This window comes from Aeromicrobium sp. 50.2.37 (assembly GCF_024655735.1).
Taxonomy (GTDB): domain Bacteria; phylum Actinomycetota; class Actinomycetes; order Propionibacteriales; family Nocardioidaceae; genus Aeromicrobium.
The window spans coordinates 16515-35606 of record NZ_JANLGG010000014.1 but is presented as its reverse complement, the minus strand read 5'-3'; the positions used below and the strand labels follow the sequence as shown (position 1 = coordinate 35606).

Here is a 19092-nt window from a genome sequence, read left to right as displayed (position 1 = left end):
GTCGGTCCAGCAGGACTGCTCAGCGGTAGGACCGCTGGCTCAGCACCTGCAGCTGGTGCGCGTCCTTCACGGCCTGCGCCTCGCGGCGCTGCCGGACGCTCTCCAGCAGGACCTGTCGGTCGGTCTCCGACATCTCGTCCCAGGCGCGCTTGCGGCGTGCACCGGGGCGAAGGGGGTTCCGTGCCATCGCGTTCACCCCCTCTCCAGGGATTCCGTCGCGGTCGGTCCTGGTCGGGGCCGTGGCGATCTGGTCGGTCGTCGGGGTGTCTGCGGGCAAGGTGTCGGTGTTCTGGTGCTGGTTCATTGCGCGCCTCCTTTCTGCGAGATGGTCGGGTGTGGTCGAAGGGATGGGATCGTGGGTGGGCAGACGAGAAGAGCCGCCCTGGACGTGGTGTCCTGAGCGGCTCGAAGCCAGGGTGTCGGTCAGCGATGCTGACGTGACGGATCTGGCTAGACGGAGACTGCGCCGAGGACGGGGGAGCCGGCGAACGCGGCACCACGGGACGTGTGATCGAAGGCGATCGGTGTCGTGGTCTGGTTCATTGCGGCTCACCTCCTCAGGCGGTCTGGTGTCGTCACCGTAGCGCACCCGGGCCGCCGAGCGCCACCGTCCGCGGGCGCGTGTCCCGCCGACCTCGAGCGCCGCGTCACTCGAAGTCGAGTGCGGCGTCGATCTCGTCGCGGCTCGCGCCGCAGACGAACATCAGGTCGGCGGCGATGGACCGAACCTGGGCCGTGATGGCTGCCGTGTTGAGCGTCATCGTGTCCGGCAGCGCCGCGACGGCGGTGCGGGCGGCCTCGACGAGCTGGTCGCGGGCGCCGGCGAAGTCGTCGAGCGAGGACAGGTCGTCGGCGATGACGTCGACGGCCTCGGCGAGGGCCTCGACGGACTGCTCGAGGGCGTCCGGGCCGACCTCGTCATGGCGCAGCATCGCGCTGACCCGCCGTGCGAGCACCCGGGAGTCACGGATGGCGTTGTCGAAGTCGCGGACGGCTCCGACGTAGAGCGCCAGGTGCTCGCGCTGTCGCCAGCGCATGGGCGACATGCGGGCGATCTCGCTGACGTTGCGTGCCGTCGCGTCGAGGGAGTCGATGCTGCCCTGCATGCCGCGGGCCCGCTCGAGCGCCTCGTCGGCCACGCCGGGGTCACGCTCACGCAGGGACCGCGCGGTCCCCCGCAGCACCGAGGCCAGCTGACGCAGCAGACGCTGCACCTCCGCATCGATGTCGCGCACCGGGTTGCGGGGCAGCAGCAGGACCATGGCCATGCCGCACAGGCCACCGATCAGCGCGTCGAGGAAGCGGGTCAGTGCAGGGTTGCCCGCTCCGGCCGCGGGCACGACGGCCGCCAGCAGCACGGCGGAGTTGGCGGCCTGCGTCAGGGCCAGGCCCCGGATGCCGGTCAGCGTGGCCGCGACGACCGTGAGCAGGACGACGAGCGCCATCTGCGCCGGCCCGCGTCCGATCGTCAGGATGATGAGCTCGCCCACGAGCACCCCGAGCGCCACACCGACGACGACCTCGACGAGGGTGCGACCGCGCAGACCACCGCCCGCGGTGATGACGACGACCGCGGCGATCGGGGCGAAGAACGCCTGCTGGTGCCCGAACACCTGGGTGGCGATGAGGAACGCGGCCGCGGTCGCGATCCCCAGGCGGAGCATCAGTCGCCAGCGACGGCGCAGCAGCAGGAGGCGGTCGAGGAACGTCTCCTCGCTGCGGCGCAGACGGATGCGGCGCAGGGGGACGTCACGACCCGTGCCGCTCATCGATCCTCCGCTCCCCCACGTCCGGCCCCACCTACGACACCACTCGTCCCCACCGTGCCCGCGCCGCTCACAGGTACAGGCCGGTCTGGCCCTCCTCGATGCGCTCCGACGCGACCGCGTGCAGGTCGCGCTCGCGCAGCAGCACGAAGCTCTCGCCCCGCACCTCGACCTCGGCGCGCTCCTCGGGATCGAAGAGCACCCGGTCGCCGACCTCGACGGCCCGGACGTGTGCGCCGACCGCCTCGACCTTGGCCCACGCCAGCCGCTTGCCCATCGTCGCGGTGGCCGGGATCAGGATGCCACCACCGGAGCGCCGCTCCCCCGCCTCCTCGTCGATCGAGACGAGCAGGCGGTCGTGCAGCATCCGGATGGCGAGCTTGCCGCCGTCGTCCCGCGCTCCCTCGGTGCCGGGCATGGTCAGCCGAGCACCCGGCGCAGCACGACGATCGCCGCCACGGAGCCCACGACGCCGAGCACCACGGGCACCACGGTCTCGTAGCGGACCGAGCCGTCCGGGCCCACGAACTTCGCCTTCACGTCGGCCAGGCTGCGCCGCGCGATGTTCTTGGGGTTCGTGCGGTCGACCAGGGCGTCGACGGTGTCGGCGAGCCGCTCGCGGATCTGCTCGATCTCGTCGACCAGCTCATCGGTCTGTGACGTGCCCACGTGGCGCCTCTCGTCGGTGCGGACTGGTCTTGCAAGGATAGGGGCCATGACGACGCGACTGCAGCCCGGTGACACCGCACCCGACTTCACCCTCCCCGACGACACGGGCCAGGAGGTCTCGCTGTCGAGCCTGCGCGGCGGCAAGGTGATCGTGTACTTCTACCCGGCGGCCATGACACCGGGGTGCACGAAGCAGGCCACCGACTTCTCCGGGGCGCTCGACGACCTGCAGGCCGAGGGCTACACCGTCGTCGGCATCAGCCCGGACAAGCCCGAGAAGCTGGCGAAGTTCCGGGAGCGCGACGGGCTCACCATCACGCTGCTCTCCGACGTCGACCGCTCGGTCATGACCGCGTGGGGCGCCTTCGGCGAGAAGAAGCTCTACGGCAAGGTCGTCGAGGGCGTCATCCGCTCCACGGTCGTGGTCGGCGAGGACGGCGCCGTCGAGGTGGCCCAGTACAACGTGAAGGCCACGGGTCACGTGGCCAAGCTGCGCCGCGACCTCGGGCTCGACGCCGCCTGACCCCGAACCCCCTGGCCTAGGCTGGGGGCGCACTCGCCGGTGTGGTGGAACTGGTAGACACGCAGGATTTAGGTTCCTGTGCCCCAGGGCGTGCAGGTTCGAGTCCTGTCACCGGCACCCGCTCCCCGCGGCCACGCCGTGCGGCGGACCCGGGTCACGGCAGACTGTGGCCATGGTCCTGGTCATCGGTGAAGCCCTCGTCGACATCGTCGAACGCCCCGACGGGTCGCGCACCGAGCATCCCGGCGGCAGCCCCGCCAACGTGGCGGTCGGGCTCGGACGCCTCGGCGTCACCCCGGTGCTCGCCACGAGCCTGGCCACGGACGACCTGGGGGCGCTCGTGCGCATGCACCTCGCGGAGTCGGGCGTGCGCCTCATGCCCGGGCTCAAGGAGCTGGAGCGCACCTCCACCGCCGTCGCCACGCTGGCCGAGGACGGCAGCGCGAGCTACGACTTCGACATCTGCTGGGACCCGGGCCGCATCTGGGCCGAGGAGGTCCCCGACATCGTCCACACGGGCTCGATCGCCGCGTTCCTGGAGCCGGGCGCCGACGACGTCGAGGACGCCCTGCGTCGGCTCGCGCCCATGTGCACCGTCACCTTCGACCCCAACGTCCGTCCGTCGCTCCTGCCGAGCCGCGCCGAGGCACTGGACCGGATGGAGTCCCTGCTGCCGCTGTGCGACGTGGTCAAGGTCAGCGACGAGGATCTCGCCTGGCTCGAGCCGCACAGCGACCCCGCCGACACCGCCCGCAGCTGGCTGGCGGCCGGACCGGCGGCCGTCGTCATGACGATGGGTGCCCGGGGTGCGCGCACGTACACGCACCGCGGCTCCATCGCCTCGAGGGCGCAGGCCTCCCACGTGGTCGACACCGTCGGCGCCGGCGACGCCTTCATGTCGGGCCTCATCGCGGGCCTCAAGGACGACGGGCTCGACGGTGCGGCCGGCAGCACGCGCCTGCACGCCTCCGACCTCACGCTGTGGCGCAGCGTCACCGACCTCGCGTCACGCTGCTCCGCGTTCGTGGTCGGCCGCGCCGGCGCCCAGCCTCCGTGGGAGCACGAGCTCTGAGCTCGGCGCCGAGGCTCAGGGGACGAGCTTCGGCAGGTTCGCGTTGATCTTCTGGGTCAGCACCTTCGCCACGGCGGCGGCCACGCCGGGCACCGGGGCGTCGAAGTGGATCGTGTAGTCCAGGTGGGTGCCACCGTCGGCGGTGGGCGTCAGCACCTGGATGCCCCGGTGTCCCTTCAGCGGGCTGCCCTGGGTGATCTCGTACTCGATGCGCTCGTCGGGCTCGGAGACCACCACGGTCTCGACGAAGCCGGGCAGCGGTCCGAGCTTGAGCGTGCGGGCCGAGCCGACCCCGTTGCGCGACGTGTGGCCGTCCCGCAGCCGCGTGATGTTCGCCCCGAAGAGGGGACCGAGGTTCTCGTGCTCGCCGAGCGCGGCGAACACGTCGGCCGGGGCGGAGCGGAAGGTGTGGGTCACGTGGACACGGGGCTGACCGAGGGCGCGGGTTTCAGGCATGGCCGACATCCTAGAGTGAGCGCGTCATGTTCCGCGTCCTGTTCCACGAGCCCCGCATCCCCGGCAACACCGGGAACACGATCCGGCTCGCCGCCGCCACCGGGGCGGAGCTGCACCTGGTGGAGCCGCTCGGCTTCGACCTGTCCGAGCCGAAGCTGAAGCGCGCCGGGCTCGACTACCACGACCTGGCGACCCTCCACGTCCACGCCGACCTGGAGACGGCACTGGACGCCCTCGGCGACGCACGCGTCCTCGCGTTCACGACCGGGGCCACGCGCTCCTACGCCGACGTGTCGTACGAGCCTGGCGACGTGCTGCTGTTCGGCGCCGAGCCGACGGGCCTGCCCGACGAGGTGCTCGCCCACCCTCGCGTGACCGACCGCCTGCGGCTGCCGATGCTGCCCGCACGTCGGTCCATGAACCTCGCCAACTGCGCGGCGATCGTGGTCTACGAGGCCTGGCGCCAGCACGGCTTCGCCGGTGGTTCCTGACGCCTCGCCGGCCACCGATGACGTTTCGGTGACTTCTCCGGATCCATCGGTTCCTGGCCGTCCGCGGACGTAGGCTGGTGCTCTTCTCGGGGAGGACAGCAGGGGACCATGGCACGACACGGACACGGACGGCGCGTGCTGGTCACCGTCGCCCTGGCCCTGCTCATCAGCCTCGGTGTCACCGCGGGGCGGCAGGGTGCCATCGGCACCGAGCCCGGCACCGGACCCTTCCCCCAAGGCATGGTCGTGGTGGGCGACTCCATCACCGCGCGCTACGACGACGACCCAGGCAGCGCCGAGCAGGGCTGGTGGAGCCTCGTCGGACGTCACTTCGACACCGAGGTGCGCACCTTCGCGCAGTCGGGATCCGGGTACCAGCGCCCCGGCCACCGGTGCGGCGGGAACCGGTTCATCGACCGGCCCGAGGCCTTCGAGGGACCCGCACCGTCGGTCTTCATCGTCGAGGGCGGTCGCAACGACTGGGCCACCTGCCGCCAGGGCGGCCTGGTCGAGTCCACCGACGCCGCCGTCCAGCGGGCCGTCAACCGCTACTTCGACGTGGTCAGCCGGAGTCTGCCGCCCACGACCCGCATCGTGGTGCTCGGCCCGCCGTGGGGCCCGCTGGACCCGTGGCAGCAGCGCCGGATCACGTCCATCGTGCACACGGCCGCGAAGCGTCACGGCTTGGAGTACGTGGCCACCAAGGGCACCCTCGACCGTCCGGGCCGCACCGTCGACGGCGTGCACCCGACGCTCGAGGGCAGCAAGGCGCTGGCCGACGTCGTGATCGCCGCCCTGTCGAGCCGCCCGCCGCGCTGAGTCCTGTCAGTCCGAGAGTGCCTCGGCGACCAGTGGCGCGACCTGGGCGAGCGCCCGTCCGCGGTGGCTGATCGCGTCCTTGTCGGTCGCACTCAGCTCGGCGGTCGACACGTCGAACCCGTCGGCGGCGAAGAGCGGGTCGTAGCCGAAGCCACCCTCGCCCTGCTCCCCCGCCAGGATGCGTCCGGGCATCTCGCCCCGGACGACGTGCTCCTGCCCGTCGGGCGTGCAGAACGCGACGGCGGCCACGAAGGTGGCGCTGCGTCGCTCCGGCGGGACGTCGGAGAGCTGCGACAGCAGCAGACGGTTGTTCGCCGCGTCGCCGCCGTCGGACTTCGCCACGCCCGACCAACGAGCCGACAGCACGCCCGGCATGCCGTTGAGCGCGTCGACGCAGAGGCCCGAGTCGTCGGCGAGCGACGGCAGCCCCGTGGCCTCGAGGCACGCCCGCGCCTTGATGAGGGCGTTGCCCCCGAACGTCGGCTCGGTCTCGGCCGGCTCCGGGTAGTCCGCGACGTCGGCCAGGCCCAGCACCTCGACGCCCGGCACCAGCGGGGCGAGGATGCGCTGCAGCTCGGCCAGCTTCTTCGCGTTGTTCGACGCGAGGACCACGGTGCTGGTCCGCCGCCCACGGCCCGGCACCCCCGCCGTGCCGTCGGTCATCGGGCGAGCGCCTCCTGCTGGAGGCGGGTGAGGTCGGTGCAGCCCTTCTCGGCCAGGGCCAGGAGGGCGTCGAGCTCGGAGCGGACGAAGGGCGCACCCTCGGCGGTGCCCTGCACCTCGATGAACGCGCCGCTGCCGGTCATGACCACGTTCATGTCGGTCTCGGCGCGCACGTCCTCGACGTAGGGCAGGTCCAGCATCGGGGTGCCGTCGATGATGCCGACGCTGACCGCGGCCACCGACTGCACCAGGGGCTCCCCCGCCAGCGCGCCCTTGTCGCGCAGGTGCGCGACGGCGTCGGCCAGGGCCACGTAGGCGCCGGTGATGGCCGCGGTACGCGTGCCGCCGTCGGCCTGCAGGACGTCGCAGTCGATCGTGATCGTGTTCTCGCCGAGGGCCGTGTAGTCCACCGCAGCACGCAGCGAACGGCCCACGAGCCGCGAGATCTCGTGCGTGCGGCCACCGATGCGACCCTTCACGGACTCACGCGCGGAGCGGTCGTGCGTGGCTTGCGGCAGCATCGCGTACTCGGCCGTCACCCAGCCCAGCCCCGAGCCCTTGCGCCAGCGCGGCACGCCCTCCGTGGCCGACGCGGCGCACAGCACCTTCGTCTTGCCGAACTCCACCAGGCAGGACCCCTGCGCGTGGTCGAGCCAGTGGCGGGTGATCGTGATCGGGCGGAGCTCGTCGACGGCGCGGCCGTCCTCGCGGGAGGTCATGTCCGCGACCCTACCGACGGGCGCTCAGACGTCGTAGACCTGCCCGGCCTCCACCAGGACGAAGTCCCCCGCGAACGTGGAGCGGGTGTCGGCAGCGACCTCGTCGCGGTCGGTCCACGACGGCACGTGGGTCACGAGGAGACGGCCGACGCCGGCGCGGGTGGCGTAGTCACCGGCCTCCGCGCCGGTCAGGTGCAGGTTCGGCGGGTTGGTCGCGGACTCCACGAAGGAGGCCTCGCAGAGGAAGACGTCGGCACCGAGCGCCACGTCGTCGAGCGCCTCCGTGGGTGCCGTGTCGCCGGAGTACGCCAGCACGCGTCCGTCGGCCTCGATCCGCATCCCGTACGCCTCGACGGGGTGGTCCATGAGCGAGGGGGTCACCAGGAAGGGACCGATCTGCACCGCCTCGCCGTGCACCCAGGTGCGGAAGTCGAACTGGTCGGCCATCTGCAGGCCCTCGGACCGCCCGTAGCTGCTCGCGAGGAACGGACCGGCGCCCTGCGGGGCGTACACGGGGATGGTCGGCAGCGCGCCCGTCGGGTGGTACTTGCTGACCACGTAGAAGCCCGACAGGTCGAAGCAGTGGTCGGCGTGCAGGTGCGAGAGCAGGACCGCGTCGACGTCGCGCAGGTCGAGGTGTCGCTGCAGGGGGCCGAGGGCGCCGCTGCCGAGGTCGACGAGCATGCGGAAGCCGTCGTGCTCGACGAGGTAGCAGCTGGACGCCGAGTCCGGCCCGGGGAACGATCCGGCGCAGCCGACGATCGTCAGCCTCATGCCACCACCTGCGCGAACTGTCCGACGGATTCGACCTCGGGCCCGAGGAAGCGACGCCCGAGCACGCCGAACTCGTCCGGCCGGCCCGTGGTGAGGAACCGGTGCTCTGGTGCGGGCGCCTCGACGTCGCGCAGCAGCCCGCCCTGCACGAGCCGCGCGTAGACGTCCTTCGCCGTCTCCTCCGCACTCGAGACCAAGGTGACCTCCTCGCCCATGGCCAGGGCGATCGCCCCGGTCAGGAGAGGGTAGTGCGTGCAGCCGAGCACCAGGGTGTCGACACCCGCGTCCCGCAGCGGGGCCAGGTACTCCTCGGCCGCCGCGTCCACCTCGGGGCCGGTCGTGACGCCCCGTTCGACGAGGTCGACGAAGTCGGGGCAGGCCTGCGTGACGAGCTCGATGCCGGGGTTCGCGGCGAACGCGTCGTCGTAGGCGCGCGACGCCGCCGTGGCGCGGGTGCAGATGACGCCCACCCGACCGTTGCGGGTGGCGCGGGCCGCCCGCCGGGTGGCGGGCACGATAACCTCGACGACGGGGACGTCGTAGCGCTCGCGCGCGTCACGCAGCACGGCGGCGCTCGCGGAGTTGCAGGCGATGACCAGCATCTTGACGCCCTGCGCGACCAGGTGGTCGAGGCACTCGAGCGCGAACTCCCGCACCGCGGGGATCGGCTGCGGGCCGTAGGGCTGGCGGGCGGTGTCGCCGAGGTAGAGCACCGGCTCGTGCGGCAGCTGGTCGATCACGGCCCTGGCGACGGTCAGTCCGCCGAAGCCAGAGTCGAAGATCCCGATCGGTGCGTCCGCCACGAGGTGAAAGCCTACGGACGCGGCGGGGCCACGGCCACCCCTGGCCGCCGACGACGGGCTCACCCGGGGTGCAGGATGCGCTCGAGGAAGCGCTGCGTGCGCTCCTCGCGGGGTGCGTCGACGACCTCGCGCCCGGGCCCCTGCTCGACCACGTGACCGCCGTCGACGAAGACCACGGTGTCAGCGACGTCGGCCGCGAAGCGGATCTCGTGCGTCACGACGACCATGGTCCAGCCCTGCGAGGCGAGGTCGCGGACGACCGCGAGGACCTCGCCCACGAGCTCGGGGTCGAGCGCCGACGTCGGCTCGTCGAGCAGCACGACGCGCGGCCGCAGGGCGAGCGCACGCGCGATGCCGACGCGCTGCTGCTGGCCACCGGAGAGCTGCGACGGGTAGGCGTCCTCGCGCCCCGCCAGTCCGACCTGCTCCAGGAGCGTGCGGGCACGTGCGGCCGCCTCGTCGGGGTCCTCCCCCTGCACCTGCACCGGACCCTCGACGAGGTTGCCCAGCACGGTGCGGTGCGGGAAGAGCTCGTGGGACTGGAAGACCATGCCGCTCTGGGCGCGCAGGAGAGCCGTCTGGTGCCGGCCCTCCTTCCCGGCCGGGAGGGAGCCGAAGTCGACCGAGACGTCACCGATGCGCACGGTCCCGTCGTCGGGGACGGTGAGCGCGTTGAGCGAGCGCAGCAGCGTGGTCTTGCCCGAGCCCGACGGGCCGATGATCGCGGTGGTCGTGCCCTCGGGGACGTCGAGGTCGATGCCGTCGAGGACGACGGTGCCGTCGAAGGCCTTGCGCAGGCCATGTGCCTGCACGAGAGGTGTCCGATCCGTGGGTGAACTCATGTGGTCACGTACCTGTTCAGTCGGGTCTCGAGCCGGTTCTGCGCCGCGGTGAGCAGGGTGCAGATGACCCAGTAGTAGAAGCCCACCATCACGAACAGCGGCAGGTAGTCGAACGAGACGGAGGCGGCCTGCGTGACCACCCGGAAGGGATCGGTCAGCAGCACCACCGACACGAGGGAGGTGTCCTTCACGAGTGAGACGAGCGTGTTCGACAAGGGCGGCACCGCGATCCTGGCCGCCTGCGGCAGCACCACGCGGCGCAGCGTGAGCGCGCGCGACATGCCGATCGTGGCCGCGGCCTCGTGCTGCCCCGCGGGGACAGCGAGCAGGGCCCCGCGCACGGTCTCCGCGGCGTAACCGGCCACGTTGACGCTCAGCGCGAGCGTGGCGGCCAGGAACGACGGCAGCTCGACGCCGAGCGTCGGCAGGGCGAAGAACACCACGAAAAGCTGGAGCAGCAGCGGGGTGCCACGGACGGCCGAGATGAAGAACCGCGCCGGCCACGAGAGCAGGCGCGACGACGAGATCCGTGCCAGCGCGATCAGTACCGCGGCCACCAGGCCGATGGCGAAGCTGACCGCCGTGAGCGGGATGGTGATCTTCAGGAGGGCGACCAGCGCCGGCCACGCGGTGTCGCGGACGGAGTCCCACCACGACCCGCCCGCCCGGCCGGCGACCTCGGCGTCGCCGCCGTCCTCCACGGAGACGTCGGCCTTGAAGTACTTCTCGCTGATCGTCGTGAGGGTGCCGTCGGCGCGGAGGGCGTCCAGCGCCTGGTCCGCCTCCCGCACGAGGGCGTCGTCGTCCTGGCGGAAGGCGAGGGCCTGCGCGCCGACCTCCTCGCCGGCGTCACCGACGACCTCGATCTGGTCGTCGCCGGTGGTGGCGAGGTAGTCCAGCACCGCGATGTTGTCGTTGACGATCGCGTCGACCCGACCGCGGGCCACGAGGTCGGCGGCCTGGGCGAACTGCTCGACGTTCTCGACGCGGGCGCCTGCGTCCTTCGCCACCTGCGACCAGTTGCTGGTCGCCGACTGCGCCGTGACCTTGCCCTCGAGGTCGGCGAGGGTCCGGATGTCCGAGCCCTTCTTCGCGACGATCACGCCCCGCGAGTACGTGTAGGGCGTGGAGAACGCGTAGTTCGCCTCGCGCTCGGGGTTGACGGTGATCTGGTTGGCGATCACGTCGATGCGTCCGGAGTCGAGTGCCCCGAACAACGCGTCGAACTGCGACTGCACGAACCGCAGCCGCCAGCCGGCCTCGTCGGCGACGGCCTTCATGACCTCGATGTCGTAGCCGGTCAGCTCACCGCCCTCGTTGAACGAGAACGGCGGGTAGGTGCCCTCCGTGCCGACGACGACCTCGCGGCCACCCTCGTCGGCACCGCCCTCAGCAGCCTGTGCCGGCCCGGCCAGCAGCAGGGGCGCCAGGACGGCAAGCACGAGCCCGGCCAGCACCCCCATCGATCGTCGCCTCACGCGCGACCCCCTTCGTCGTCGCTCGACCCTAGTCCGGTCCCGAGACCTCGGCACGCCCGTCCCGGTGCGTGAGAGGCGACCCGCTGGCCACGGACCTCGGGAGGCGGCCCTCCGCGCCGGAGCGGTGCCGTCAGAGCGGGAGCTTGGGCTGCGGCGGCGCGTGGGTGGGGTCGACGCCGTCGAAGAGGCTGCTGACCGACTCGCCGGCGTGGATGCGGGCGATGGCCTGGGCGAACAGCGGCGCGACCGAGCGGACCCGCAGCTCGGGCCAGTCCGCGGGCGGCGGCACGGTGTCGGTCGTGACGACCTCGGCGATGCCCGGGTGGTCGCGCAGCCGCTCGACCGCCTTGCCGGTGAACAGCCCGTGGGTGCAGGCCACCGAGATCTCGGTGACGCCCTGCGTCTCCAGCATCGACACGAGCTCGACGATGGAGCCGCCCGTGGCGATCTCGTCGTCGAGCACGATCGCACGCTTGCCCGAGACGTCGCCGACGATGGCGTCGATGACGACCTTGTCGTCGGCCTTGCGCTGCTTGCTGCCGGCCGCCACAGGCAGGCCCAGCAGCCGTGCGAACTGCGAGGCCGTCTTGGCGTTGCCGAAGTCGGGCGAGACGACCACCGCGTTGCTCAGGTCGGACCCGCGGTAGTGGTCGGCCAGCTCCCCGATGGCGGTCAGGTGGTCCAGCGGCATCGAGAAGAACCCGTGCACCTGGGGTGCGTGCAAGGTCATGGTGACCACCCGGCTCACACCGGCCGTGGCCATCATGTCGGCCACCAGCTTGCCGCCGATGGAGATGCGCGACGCGTCCTTCTTGTCCGACCGCGCGTAGGCAAAGTGCGGCACCACGACGGTGATCGAGGCCGCCGACGCGCCGCGCGCCGCGTCGACCATGAGCAGCAGCTCCATGAGGTGGTCCTGCGTCGGCGGCACCAGCGGCTGGACGATGTAGACGTCGCGCTGGCGGCAGTTGGCGTGCAGCTGCGACTGCAGGCAGTCGTTGCTGAAGCGCACGGTCTCCGACGGGGAGAGGGTGGTGCCGAGCTCGTTGCAGATGGCCTCGGCGAGGGAGCGGTGGGCGCTTCCGGAGAAGACCACGATGTCGCGCACACCGTGAGGCTAGCGGAGGGAGCGGCGACCCGGAACCGTCACCGGTGCCGACGTCATCGACCGGTCCCGGCGACCGCCCCGCCGACCGGCGCGGGGCTCAGGCCCAGAGCTGGCCGTCGAGGGCGTCCTCGGCCTCGTCGAGCGTGCCCTCGTAGGCGCCGGTCGACAGGTACTTCCAGCCACCGTCGCAGACGATGAAGACGATGTCGGCGCGCTCGCCGGCCTTCTGGCTCTTGGCCGCCTGGGCCAGCGCGGCGTGCAGGATCGCGCCGGTGGAGATGCCGGCGAAGATGCCCTCGGCCTCGAGGAGCTCGCGCACGCGGCGCACCGCGTCGCGCGGCCCGACGCTGAACCGGGCGTCGATCAGCGACGCGTCGTACAGCTCGGGCACGAAGCCCTCGTCGAGGTTGCGCAGGCCGTAGACGAGCTCGCCGTAGCGCGGCTCGGCAGCGACGATGCGCACGTCGGGCTTGGCCTCGCGGAAGAACCGTCCGGTGCCCATGAGCGTGCCCGTGGTGCCCAGCCCGGCCACGAAGTGGGTGACCTCGGGCAGGTCGGCGAGGATCTCGGGTCCCGTGCCGCGGTAGTGCGCCTCGGCGTTGGCGGGGTTGCCGTACTGGTAGAGCATCACCCAGTCCGGGTGCTCCTCCGCGATGCCCTTGGCGACGCGCACGGCCTCGTTGGAGCCGCCCGCAGCGGGCGACGGGATGATCTCCGCGCCCCACATGCGCAGCAGCTGGCGGCGCTCCTCCGAGGTGTTCTCGGGCATGACGCAGACCATCCGGTAGCCGCGCAGCTTGGCGACCATGGCCATGGAGATGCCGGTGTTGCCGCTGGTGGGCTCGAGGATCGTGCAGCCGGGCGTGAGCCGGCCGTCGGACTCGGCGGCCTCGATCATGGCCAGCGCCGCGCGGTCCTTGATCGAGCCGGTCGGGTTCTGGTCCTCCAGCTTGGCCCAGAGGCGCACGTCGTCGCTCGGCGACAGCGCGGGCAGGCCGACGAGCGGGGTGCCCCCGACCGTCTGCGCCAGGCTCTCGAAGCGGGTCACTGGGCCCCGGCGGGGGTGCCGGGGCCCCACGATCGGCTGGGGCGGCGGACCGGCAGAGCGCCGCCGGCGACGGCGGGCAGGATGACGACCGTGTCGCCGTCGGAGAGGGCCGTCTCGAGGCCGCCCGTGAACCGGATGTCCTCGTCGTTGACGTACACGTTCACGAAGCGCCGGACGGCCACGCCCTGGTCGCCCTCCTCGACGAGACGGTCCCTGATGCCGGCGTGGGCCGACTCCAGGTTCTCGACGAGCTCGGCCACGGTGGTGCCCTTGCTCTCGACGGCGCGCTCGCCGTCGGTGTACGTGCGCAGGATGGTCGGGATGCGGACCTCGATGGCCATCGGTGCCGTCACTCTCTTCCGGTTCTCGGGGGAACGTGTTGGGGGTTCAGTCGTCGTAACGCTCGACGACGCGGACTTCTTCCTCCGTGACCTCGCCGTCGACGATGCGGTAGGAGCGGAAGTCGACCGCCGTGCCCTCGACGTCGGCGCCGTCGCGGGTGGAGACGAGCACGTAATGGGCGCCGGGCTCGGAGGCCAGGTTCACGTCGGTGCGTGACGGGTAGGCCTCGGTGGCGGTGTGCGAGTGGTAGATCACGACGGGCTCCTCGTCGCGGTCGTCCATGTCGCGGTAGAGGCGCAGCAGGTCGGTCGAGTCGAACTCGTAGAACGTGGGCGACATCGCCGCGTTCACCATGGGCACGAGCCGCGCTGGACGGTCGGAGCCGATCGGCCCTGCGACGACCCCGCACGCCTCGTCAGGGTGGTCCCGGCGGGCGTGGGCGATGATCGCGTCGTGGGTCGCGCGGTCGATGGTGAGCACGGCCGCGAGTCTATCGACGCCTGCCGCGGGCGCAGGGCGACGCCTGAGCGCTGAGACGGACGTGCGTCCACCCAGTACGATTTTTGGTATGCCAAAGTCTCGCGCCCAGGGGGCTCTTGCCGTCGACGCCGCCACCGATCGGCTGCGCGACCTGGTGGTGTCCGGCGAGATCGCTCCGGGCGAGCGTCTCGTGGAGCGTCACCTCGCCGAACGTCTCGGGCTGTCGCGCATCCCGGTGCGCGAGGCGTTGCAGACCCTGGTCGCCGAGGGCTTCGCCGTCGAGCGGCGCACCGGCGGAGTGGCCGTGCGCGAGCACGGGGCCGACGACGTCGCCGAGCTGCTCGAGATCGCGCACGCGCTCGACGCCGTGGCCTGCCGACGGATGCTGGTCGCCCGCACGGACGTCGCGGCGCTGCGCGAGGTGCTGGACCTCGGGGCACGCGCCCTGACCGAGGGCCGGCACGACGACGCCGTGAAGCTCAACGCTCGGTTCCACGCCGTGCTGACGGACCTGGCGCCGGCGCCGATGGTGCGCGAGACGACGCGTCCCCTCCGCCAGGTGCTGGGGTGGCTCCTGCGCAGGCACGCCGACCCCGGGCTCATCCACGCCCAGCACGTCTCGCTCGTCGACGCCCTGGAGTCCGGTGACGGCGCACGGCTCGAGCTGGTGCTCGGCGCCCATGCCCGCACGAGCCTCGAGGCCCTGGCGGCGACCCGATGACCTCGCTCGGACCGTCCCCGGTGCTCGCGCTCGCCCTCACGACGGTGCTCGTGCTGGCCGCCTGCACCGCCGGCGACGCTCCCGAGCCCGGGCGGACGACGGCTGCCGACACCCCGGGCCCGAGCGCGACCTCGACGCCGTCACCGACCCCGACGCCGACGACGCCGCCCACCCGCGCCGAGCAGGAGCGCCTCGACGAGCGGCTCCTCGACGCCGCTGCGCGGGGTGACGCCCGCGAGACCGCGGCGGCCCTCGCGCGCGGGGCACGGATCGAGGCCCGTGACAGGCGCGACCGGACGCCGCTCCTGCTCGCCGCCGCGGCGGACCACCTCGACGTCGCGCGCCTGCTCGTGCGCCTCGGCGCCGACCCGAACGCCGTGGACGACCGGTCCGACACGCCCTGGCTCGTCACCGGCGTCACCGGCAGCGTCCCGATGGGTCGCCTCCTGCTCGCCGCCGGCGCCGACCTGACGCTGCGCAACCGGTTCGGCGGCCTCTCCCCCATCCCCGCGAGCGAGCGCGGTCACCTGGAGTACGTGCGCTGGGTCGTGTCGACCGACGTCGACCTCGACCACGTGAACGACCTGGGGTGGACGGCACTGCTGGAGGCCGTGGTGCTCGGCGACGGGGGCCGACGGCACCGCGACCTGGTGCAGGCGCTGCTCGACGCCGGGGCGGACCCGACGATCACCGACCAGCAGGGGCGGACGGCGCTCCAGCTGGCACGTCAGCGCGGGCACGCGGCGATGGCCGCGGTGCTCGAGGGCGCCGACCGCTGACCTTCCGGGCGCTACCCGACGGACTCGAGGTGATCGGGTCCTAGGTGATCGGGTCCTAGGTGGCGGGGGCCGAGGTGACCCGACGGGCGCGCAGCAGGAGCGCGAGCAGCACGAGCGCGGCCAGGACCGAGGCGGCCACGGCACCGAGCGACGCGAGGTAGGCGATGTCGGTGTCGAAGGCGATCCCCTGGCGGACACGCGGAACCGCGCTGGTCCGGATCCCGTAGTAGGTCGCGAGCTCCTGCAGCAGCCACAGGCCGACCGCGCTCAGCACCAGCGGGACGACGGCGAGCGCGAGGTCGCCGGCCCCGGGTCTGCGCGCCGGCCGGGTCCAGGCCCGGCTCAGCCACACGAGGTAGCCGACGGCCAGCACCTGCGCGACGAGCGTCGCCAGGAAGGGCTCGGGCGTGCGCGACGTGTTCGCCACGCCCCACACCACGGTGGCCACCGGGCAGACCAGGAACAGTGCCAGGCCGAGGACCTGGTGGGCCCGGCCGTCCGTGGCACCGAGGCGGCGCGGTCCCTCCGGGTACGCGGTCCCGGCACCGGTCACGCGAGGGCCCCGACCAGGGTCTCCTGGACGTAGCCGAGCCAGTCGTACACGTCGGACATCGCCTGCACGGCCGGGTCGTCGCTCTCGGCGACCGAGAGCGCGTCGTCGTCGGAGTCGATGCCGAGCCGCACGGCGATCGAGAGCCTGATGTCGGTGAGCGTCCGCAGCCAGGCCTGGACCTCGGCGTCGTCGAGCTCGACCTCGACGACGACCTCGGGGCCGTCGTCCTCGTCCAGCCCCATGCCACCGGAGACGAGGGACGCGATGAGCCGCTCGGCGTTCTCGACCTTGGCGCTCGTGAGGGACCGCTCGGTGAAGCGGCGGAACTCGGCGGAGTCCTCGGCGTCGTCGCCGTAGGCGTCGGGCAGGAGGCGGCGCAGCACCGGGTCCTCCGGCGGCAGGGAGGGACCGCCCATGCCCAGCTGCGCGGCGAGCGGGTCGGGGTCGGACTCCGGCGTGCCGTTGCGGTCGCGGAGCAGCTCGACGACCTGTCCGGCCAGGTTGGCCAGGACGTGCGCCTCCTCGGGCTCGAACGTCGCGACGACCCCGCCTCGACGGCGGCGCTTGAACGGGCGCATCAGATCGTGTCCGACGTCTGCAGCGTGGCCCACAGGCCGTACTCGTGCATGGCCTGCACGTGCCGCTCCATCTGCTCGCGGCTCCCGCTCGACACGACCGCGCGGCCCTCGTGGTGCACGGCCAGCATCAGCTCGGTCGCCTTCTCGTCGGAGTAGCCGAAGTAGGCGCGGAACACGTACGCCACGTACGACATGAGGTTCACGGGGTCGTTCCACACGATCGTGACCCACGGGTCCTCCAGCGCGAGGCGGAGGTCGGAGGCGGGCTCGTCGAGCTCGACCGGGGCCGGAGTGGTCACCTCTCCATTGTGACGCAGCGCCGCACGCGCGCGAAACCGGACGGACCTAGGCTGTGGGCGTGACCACGGCACTGCTGACCGACCACTACGAGCTGACGATGCTGCAGGCAGCACTCGCCGACGGGACCGCGCACCGCAGGTCCGTCTTCGAGCTCTTCGCCCGCCGGCTCCCCGCCGGGCGCCGCTACGGCGTGGTCGCCGGCACGGGTCGCCTGCTCGACGCCCTCGAGTCGTTCCGCTTCGACGCCGACGCGGTCGCCTGGCTGCGGGATCGCCGGGTCGTCGACGAGGCGACCTGCGACTGGCTGGCCGACTACCGCTTCACTGGTGACGTGTGGGGCTACGCCGAGGGCGACCTGTACTTCCCCGCCTCGCCCGTCCTCGTCGTGGAGGGCACCTTCGCCGAGGCCGTGGTCCTGGAGACGCTGTTCCTGTCGATCCTCAACCACGACTCGGCGATCGCGTCGGCCGCGGCCCGCATGGTCGGCGCCGCGGGCGGTCGCCCGTGCATCGAGATGGGCTCGCGCCGGACCCACGAGTGGTCGGCGGTCGCGGCCGCGCGGGCCGCCTACGTGGCGGGATTCGCCACCACCTCGAACCTGGAGGCGGGGCGCACGCACGGCATCCCCACGGCCGGCACCAGCGCGCACTCGTTCACCCTGCTGCACGACAGCGAGCGCGACGCGTTCACGGCGCAGGTGGAGTCGCTCGGCGCCACGACCACCCTGCTGGTCGACACCTACGACATCGCCGAGGCGGTCCGCACCGGGGTCGAGGTGGCGGGACCGTCGCTCGGCGCCGTCCGGATCGACTCCGGCGACCTGCCCTCCCTCGCCCACCAGGTGCGCGAGCAGCTCGACTCACTGGGGGCCACCGAGACGCGGATCGTCGTCACGAGCGACCTCGACGAGCACGCGATCGCCACCCTGGCGGCCGCACCCGTCGACGGCTACGGCGTCGGCACGTCGCTGGTCACGGGGTCCGGCGCGCCCACGTCGGGATTCGTCTACAAGCTCGTGGCGCGCGAGGACGACACCGGGACGATGCAGCCGGTGGCCAAGAAGAGCGTCGACAAGGCCAGCGTCGGCGGACGCAAGTGGGCGCTGCGCAGGTTGTCGCCCTCCGGCACCGCCCAGGCCGAGGTCGTGGGCATCGGTACTCCCCCGGTCGACGACGGTGACGATCGCGCGCTGCTGGTGCCGTTCGTGGAGGGAGGCCGGCGGGTGCACCACGACACGCTGGACGACGCCCGCGCACGTCACGCGTCGGCGATCGCCGAGCTGCCCGCCGCGGCGCGCAAGCTCTCGCGCGGCGAGCCCGTCATCGAGACGGTCGTCGAACGATGACCCCGACCCGATCCCCGGAGGACGACATGCCCGACCAGACGACCGCCCTCGTGGTGGTGGACGTGCAGAACGACTTCTGCGAGGGCGGGTCGCTCGCGGTGGCCGGCGGGGCCGACGTCGCCCGTCGGGTCGCCGAGCTGGTCGCCGAGGGCCGGTACGCGACGGTCGTCGCCACGCGCGACCACCACATCGATCCCGGGGCGCACTTCTCCGACACTCCAGACTTCGTGGACTCCTGGCCGCGGCACTGCGTGGTCGGAACACCCGGCGCTGAGCTGCACGCGCCTCTCACGACCGACCTGTTCGACGCCGTCTTCCTCAAGGGTGAGTACGAGGCGGCCTACTCCGGCTTCGAGGGCGCCACGGCGGAGGGTGAGCCCATGACCACGTGGCTGCGCGAGCGCGGCGTCACGACGCTCGACGTCGTGGGCATCGCGACCGACCACTGCGTCCGCGCCACCGCGCTCGACGGCGCGCGCGAGGGCTTCACGGTGCGCGTCGTCGAGGAGCTGACCGCGGCCGTGAGCCCGGCCGGCCTCCCGGCGCTGCGTCAGGAGCTGACGGCGGCGGGCGTCCGCGTCACGGAGCGCTGACCGCGGAGGCGGTCGACGCGTTCTCCGGCTGGTCCGGGGCGGGCGGCAGCACGAACAGCAGCGCGCCCAGGGCGACCACCGGGATCGAGGCGAGGACGTCGCGACGGGTCAGTGAGTGCTTCATGGCGCCAGCCTGACCAGCGCACCTGAACGCTCGGCGTCAGCGCGGT

Annotated in this window: 27 protein-coding genes and 1 tRNA gene; 9 read left to right on the top strand and 19 right to left on the bottom strand. The window is 72.5% G+C overall.

Annotation, left to right across the window (positions count from 1 at the left end; all coding sequences use genetic code 11):
* Nucleotides 1-19 precede the first annotated feature (19 nt).
* From NUV38_RS09150 to NUV38_RS09135, 4 genes are all read right to left on the bottom strand, one after another.
* Nucleotides 20-187, bottom strand: a complete 168-nt coding sequence (locus NUV38_RS09150; protein ID WP_257728829.1) for a hypothetical protein — start codon at nucleotides 185-187, stop codon at nucleotides 20-22.
* Nucleotides 188-647: 460 nt separating this feature from the next.
* On the bottom strand, nucleotides 648-1769 hold the full coding sequence (locus tag NUV38_RS09145) for an aromatic acid exporter family protein (protein WP_257728828.1): 1122 nt from the start codon (nucleotides 1767-1769) through the stop codon (nucleotides 648-650).
* A gap of 67 nt (nucleotides 1770-1836) precedes the next feature.
* Nucleotides 1837-2184, bottom strand: a complete 348-nt coding sequence (locus NUV38_RS09140; protein ID WP_257728827.1) for a co-chaperone GroES — start codon at nucleotides 2182-2184, stop codon at nucleotides 1837-1839.
* A gap of 2 nt (nucleotides 2185-2186) precedes the next feature.
* A complete protein-coding gene (locus NUV38_RS09135; protein WP_055968715.1) occupies nucleotides 2187-2435 on the bottom strand; it encodes a DUF3618 domain-containing protein in 249 nt (82 codons plus the stop codon).
* 46 nt (nucleotides 2436-2481) lie between these two features.
* Between NUV38_RS09135 and bcp the strand changes: the two genes are divergently transcribed.
* The 3 genes from bcp to NUV38_RS09120 all read left to right on the top strand — a co-directional run bounded on the left by bcp (nucleotide 2482) and on the right by NUV38_RS09120 (nucleotide 4030).
* On the top strand, nucleotides 2482-2958 hold the full coding sequence (bcp, locus tag NUV38_RS09130) for a thioredoxin-dependent thiol peroxidase (protein ID WP_257728826.1): 477 nt from the start codon (nucleotides 2482-2484) through the stop codon (nucleotides 2956-2958).
* Between the two features lie 35 nt (nucleotides 2959-2993).
* Nucleotides 2994-3075, top strand: a tRNA-Leu gene (locus NUV38_RS09125).
* A gap of 55 nt (nucleotides 3076-3130) precedes the next feature.
* Nucleotides 3131-4030 (top strand): carbohydrate kinase, encoded by a 900-nt coding sequence (locus NUV38_RS09120; protein WP_056552197.1) that lies wholly within the window; start codon nucleotides 3131-3133, stop codon nucleotides 4028-4030.
* Between the two features lie 15 nt (nucleotides 4031-4045).
* Here NUV38_RS09120 and NUV38_RS09115 read toward each other — a convergent pair whose 3' ends face one another.
* On the bottom strand, nucleotides 4046-4486 hold the full coding sequence (locus NUV38_RS09115) for an SRPBCC family protein (RefSeq protein WP_257728825.1): 441 nt from the start codon (nucleotides 4484-4486) through the stop codon (nucleotides 4046-4048).
* Between the two features lie 26 nt (nucleotides 4487-4512).
* Here NUV38_RS09115 and NUV38_RS09110 point away from each other — a divergent pair, with 26 nt between their 5' ends.
* Nucleotides 4513-4977: a tRNA (cytidine(34)-2'-O)-methyltransferase gene (locus NUV38_RS09110; RefSeq protein ID WP_257728824.1), complete on the top strand. Its 465-nt coding sequence runs from the start codon at nucleotides 4513-4515 to the stop codon at nucleotides 4975-4977.
* A 108-nt stretch (nucleotides 4978-5085) separates the two neighbouring features.
* On the top strand, nucleotides 5086-5796 hold the full coding sequence (locus tag NUV38_RS09105) for an SGNH/GDSL hydrolase family protein (protein ID WP_257728823.1): 711 nt from the start codon (nucleotides 5086-5088) through the stop codon (nucleotides 5794-5796).
* Between the two features lie 6 nt (nucleotides 5797-5802).
* On the opposite strand, the gene rdgB is transcribed toward NUV38_RS09105, so the two are convergent.
* The 10 genes from rdgB to NUV38_RS09055 form a co-directional block, all read right to left on the bottom strand.
* Nucleotides 5803-6459: an RdgB/HAM1 family non-canonical purine NTP pyrophosphatase gene (rdgB, locus tag NUV38_RS09100; RefSeq protein WP_257728822.1), complete on the bottom strand. Its 657-nt coding sequence runs from the start codon at nucleotides 6457-6459 to the stop codon at nucleotides 5803-5805.
* Nucleotides 6456-7178 carry a ribonuclease PH gene (rph, locus tag NUV38_RS09095; RefSeq protein ID WP_055968726.1) on the bottom strand — a complete coding sequence of 241 codons (723 nt, stop codon included), beginning with the start codon at nucleotides 7176-7178 and terminating at the stop codon, nucleotides 6456-6458. The genes rdgB and rph overlap by 4 nt, the downstream gene beginning before the upstream one ends.
* A 24-nt stretch (nucleotides 7179-7202) precedes the next feature.
* Entirely contained in the window at nucleotides 7203-7952 is a 750-nt protein-coding gene (locus tag NUV38_RS09090) for an MBL fold metallo-hydrolase (RefSeq protein ID WP_257728821.1), read from the bottom strand.
* The gene (gene murI / locus NUV38_RS09085) at nucleotides 7949-8755 is read right to left on the bottom strand and encodes a glutamate racemase (RefSeq protein WP_257728820.1); all 807 of its coding nucleotides are present in this window, start codon (nucleotides 8753-8755) and stop codon (nucleotides 7949-7951) included. Before murI ends, NUV38_RS09090 begins: the two co-directional genes overlap by 4 nt.
* A gap of 59 nt (nucleotides 8756-8814) precedes the next feature.
* Complete coding sequence (locus tag NUV38_RS09080) at nucleotides 8815-9597, bottom strand: amino acid ABC transporter ATP-binding protein (RefSeq protein ID WP_257728819.1); 783 nt, start codon at nucleotides 9595-9597, stop codon at nucleotides 8815-8817.
* Entirely contained in the window at nucleotides 9594-11075 is a 1482-nt protein-coding gene (locus tag NUV38_RS09075; RefSeq protein ID WP_257728818.1) for an ABC transporter substrate-binding protein/permease, read from the bottom strand. The genes NUV38_RS09080 and NUV38_RS09075 overlap by 4 nt, the downstream gene beginning before the upstream one ends.
* Nucleotides 11076-11205: 130 nt before the next feature.
* Nucleotides 11206-12183: a ribose-phosphate pyrophosphokinase gene (locus NUV38_RS09070; protein WP_056574283.1), complete on the bottom strand. Its 978-nt coding sequence runs from the start codon at nucleotides 12181-12183 to the stop codon at nucleotides 11206-11208.
* Nucleotides 12184-12280: 97 nt separating this feature from the next.
* Nucleotides 12281-13231 (bottom strand): PLP-dependent cysteine synthase family protein, encoded by a 951-nt coding sequence (locus tag NUV38_RS09065; protein WP_257728817.1) that lies wholly within the window; start codon nucleotides 13229-13231, stop codon nucleotides 12281-12283.
* The gene (locus NUV38_RS09060; protein ID WP_257728816.1) at nucleotides 13228-13572 is read right to left on the bottom strand and encodes a MoaD/ThiS family protein; all 345 of its coding nucleotides are present in this window, start codon (nucleotides 13570-13572) and stop codon (nucleotides 13228-13230) included. Before NUV38_RS09060 ends, NUV38_RS09065 begins: the two co-directional genes overlap by 4 nt.
* Before the next feature lie 46 nt (nucleotides 13573-13618).
* Nucleotides 13619-14053 (bottom strand): M67 family metallopeptidase, encoded by a 435-nt coding sequence (locus NUV38_RS09055; RefSeq protein ID WP_257728815.1) that lies wholly within the window; start codon nucleotides 14051-14053, stop codon nucleotides 13619-13621.
* An 88-nt stretch (nucleotides 14054-14141) separates the two neighbouring features.
* On the opposite strand from NUV38_RS09055, the gene NUV38_RS09050 reads away from it, so the two are divergent.
* Both NUV38_RS09050 and NUV38_RS09045 read left to right on the top strand, forming a co-directional pair.
* Nucleotides 14142-14774, top strand: coding sequence for a GntR family transcriptional regulator (locus NUV38_RS09050; RefSeq protein ID WP_257728814.1), 633 nt, complete (start codon nucleotides 14142-14144; stop codon nucleotides 14772-14774).
* Nucleotides 14771-15553 carry an ankyrin repeat domain-containing protein gene (locus NUV38_RS09045; protein WP_257728813.1) on the top strand — a complete coding sequence of 261 codons (783 nt, stop codon included), beginning with the start codon at nucleotides 14771-14773 and terminating at the stop codon, nucleotides 15551-15553. The genes NUV38_RS09050 and NUV38_RS09045 overlap by 4 nt, the downstream gene beginning before the upstream one ends.
* Before the next feature lie 55 nt (nucleotides 15554-15608).
* Here NUV38_RS09045 and NUV38_RS09040 read toward each other — a convergent pair whose 3' ends face one another.
* Genes NUV38_RS09040 through clpS form a run of 3 tightly spaced genes read right to left on the bottom strand, consistent with a single transcriptional unit; the run spans nucleotide 15609 to nucleotide 16983 of the window.
* Nucleotides 15609-16106, bottom strand: a complete 498-nt coding sequence (locus NUV38_RS09040) for a hypothetical protein (RefSeq protein WP_257728812.1) — start codon at nucleotides 16104-16106, stop codon at nucleotides 15609-15611.
* Nucleotides 16103-16684 (bottom strand): DUF2017 domain-containing protein, encoded by a 582-nt coding sequence (locus NUV38_RS09035; RefSeq protein WP_257728811.1) that lies wholly within the window; start codon nucleotides 16682-16684, stop codon nucleotides 16103-16105. The genes NUV38_RS09040 and NUV38_RS09035 overlap by 4 nt, the downstream gene beginning before the upstream one ends.
* Nucleotides 16684-16983 carry an ATP-dependent Clp protease adapter ClpS gene (gene clpS, locus NUV38_RS09030; RefSeq protein ID WP_200914431.1) on the bottom strand — a complete coding sequence of 100 codons (300 nt, stop codon included), beginning with the start codon at nucleotides 16981-16983 and terminating at the stop codon, nucleotides 16684-16686. Before clpS ends, NUV38_RS09035 begins: the two co-directional genes overlap by 1 nt.
* A 59-nt stretch (nucleotides 16984-17042) precedes the next feature.
* Here clpS and NUV38_RS09025 point away from each other — a divergent pair, with 59 nt between their 5' ends.
* Both NUV38_RS09025 and NUV38_RS09020 read left to right on the top strand, forming a co-directional pair.
* Complete coding sequence (locus tag NUV38_RS09025; protein WP_257728810.1) at nucleotides 17043-18329, top strand: nicotinate phosphoribosyltransferase; 1287 nt, start codon at nucleotides 17043-17045, stop codon at nucleotides 18327-18329.
* A 26-nt stretch (nucleotides 18330-18355) separates the two neighbouring features.
* On the top strand, nucleotides 18356-18922 hold the full coding sequence (locus NUV38_RS09020) for an isochorismatase family protein (protein ID WP_257728809.1): 567 nt from the start codon (nucleotides 18356-18358) through the stop codon (nucleotides 18920-18922).
* Here the strand turns inward: NUV38_RS09020 and NUV38_RS09015 are convergent.
* A complete protein-coding gene (locus NUV38_RS09015) occupies nucleotides 18909-19046 on the bottom strand; it encodes a hypothetical protein (protein WP_257728808.1) in 138 nt (45 codons plus the stop codon). The genes NUV38_RS09020 and NUV38_RS09015 overlap by 14 nt on opposite strands.
* Nucleotides 19047-19092 lie beyond the last annotated feature (46 nt).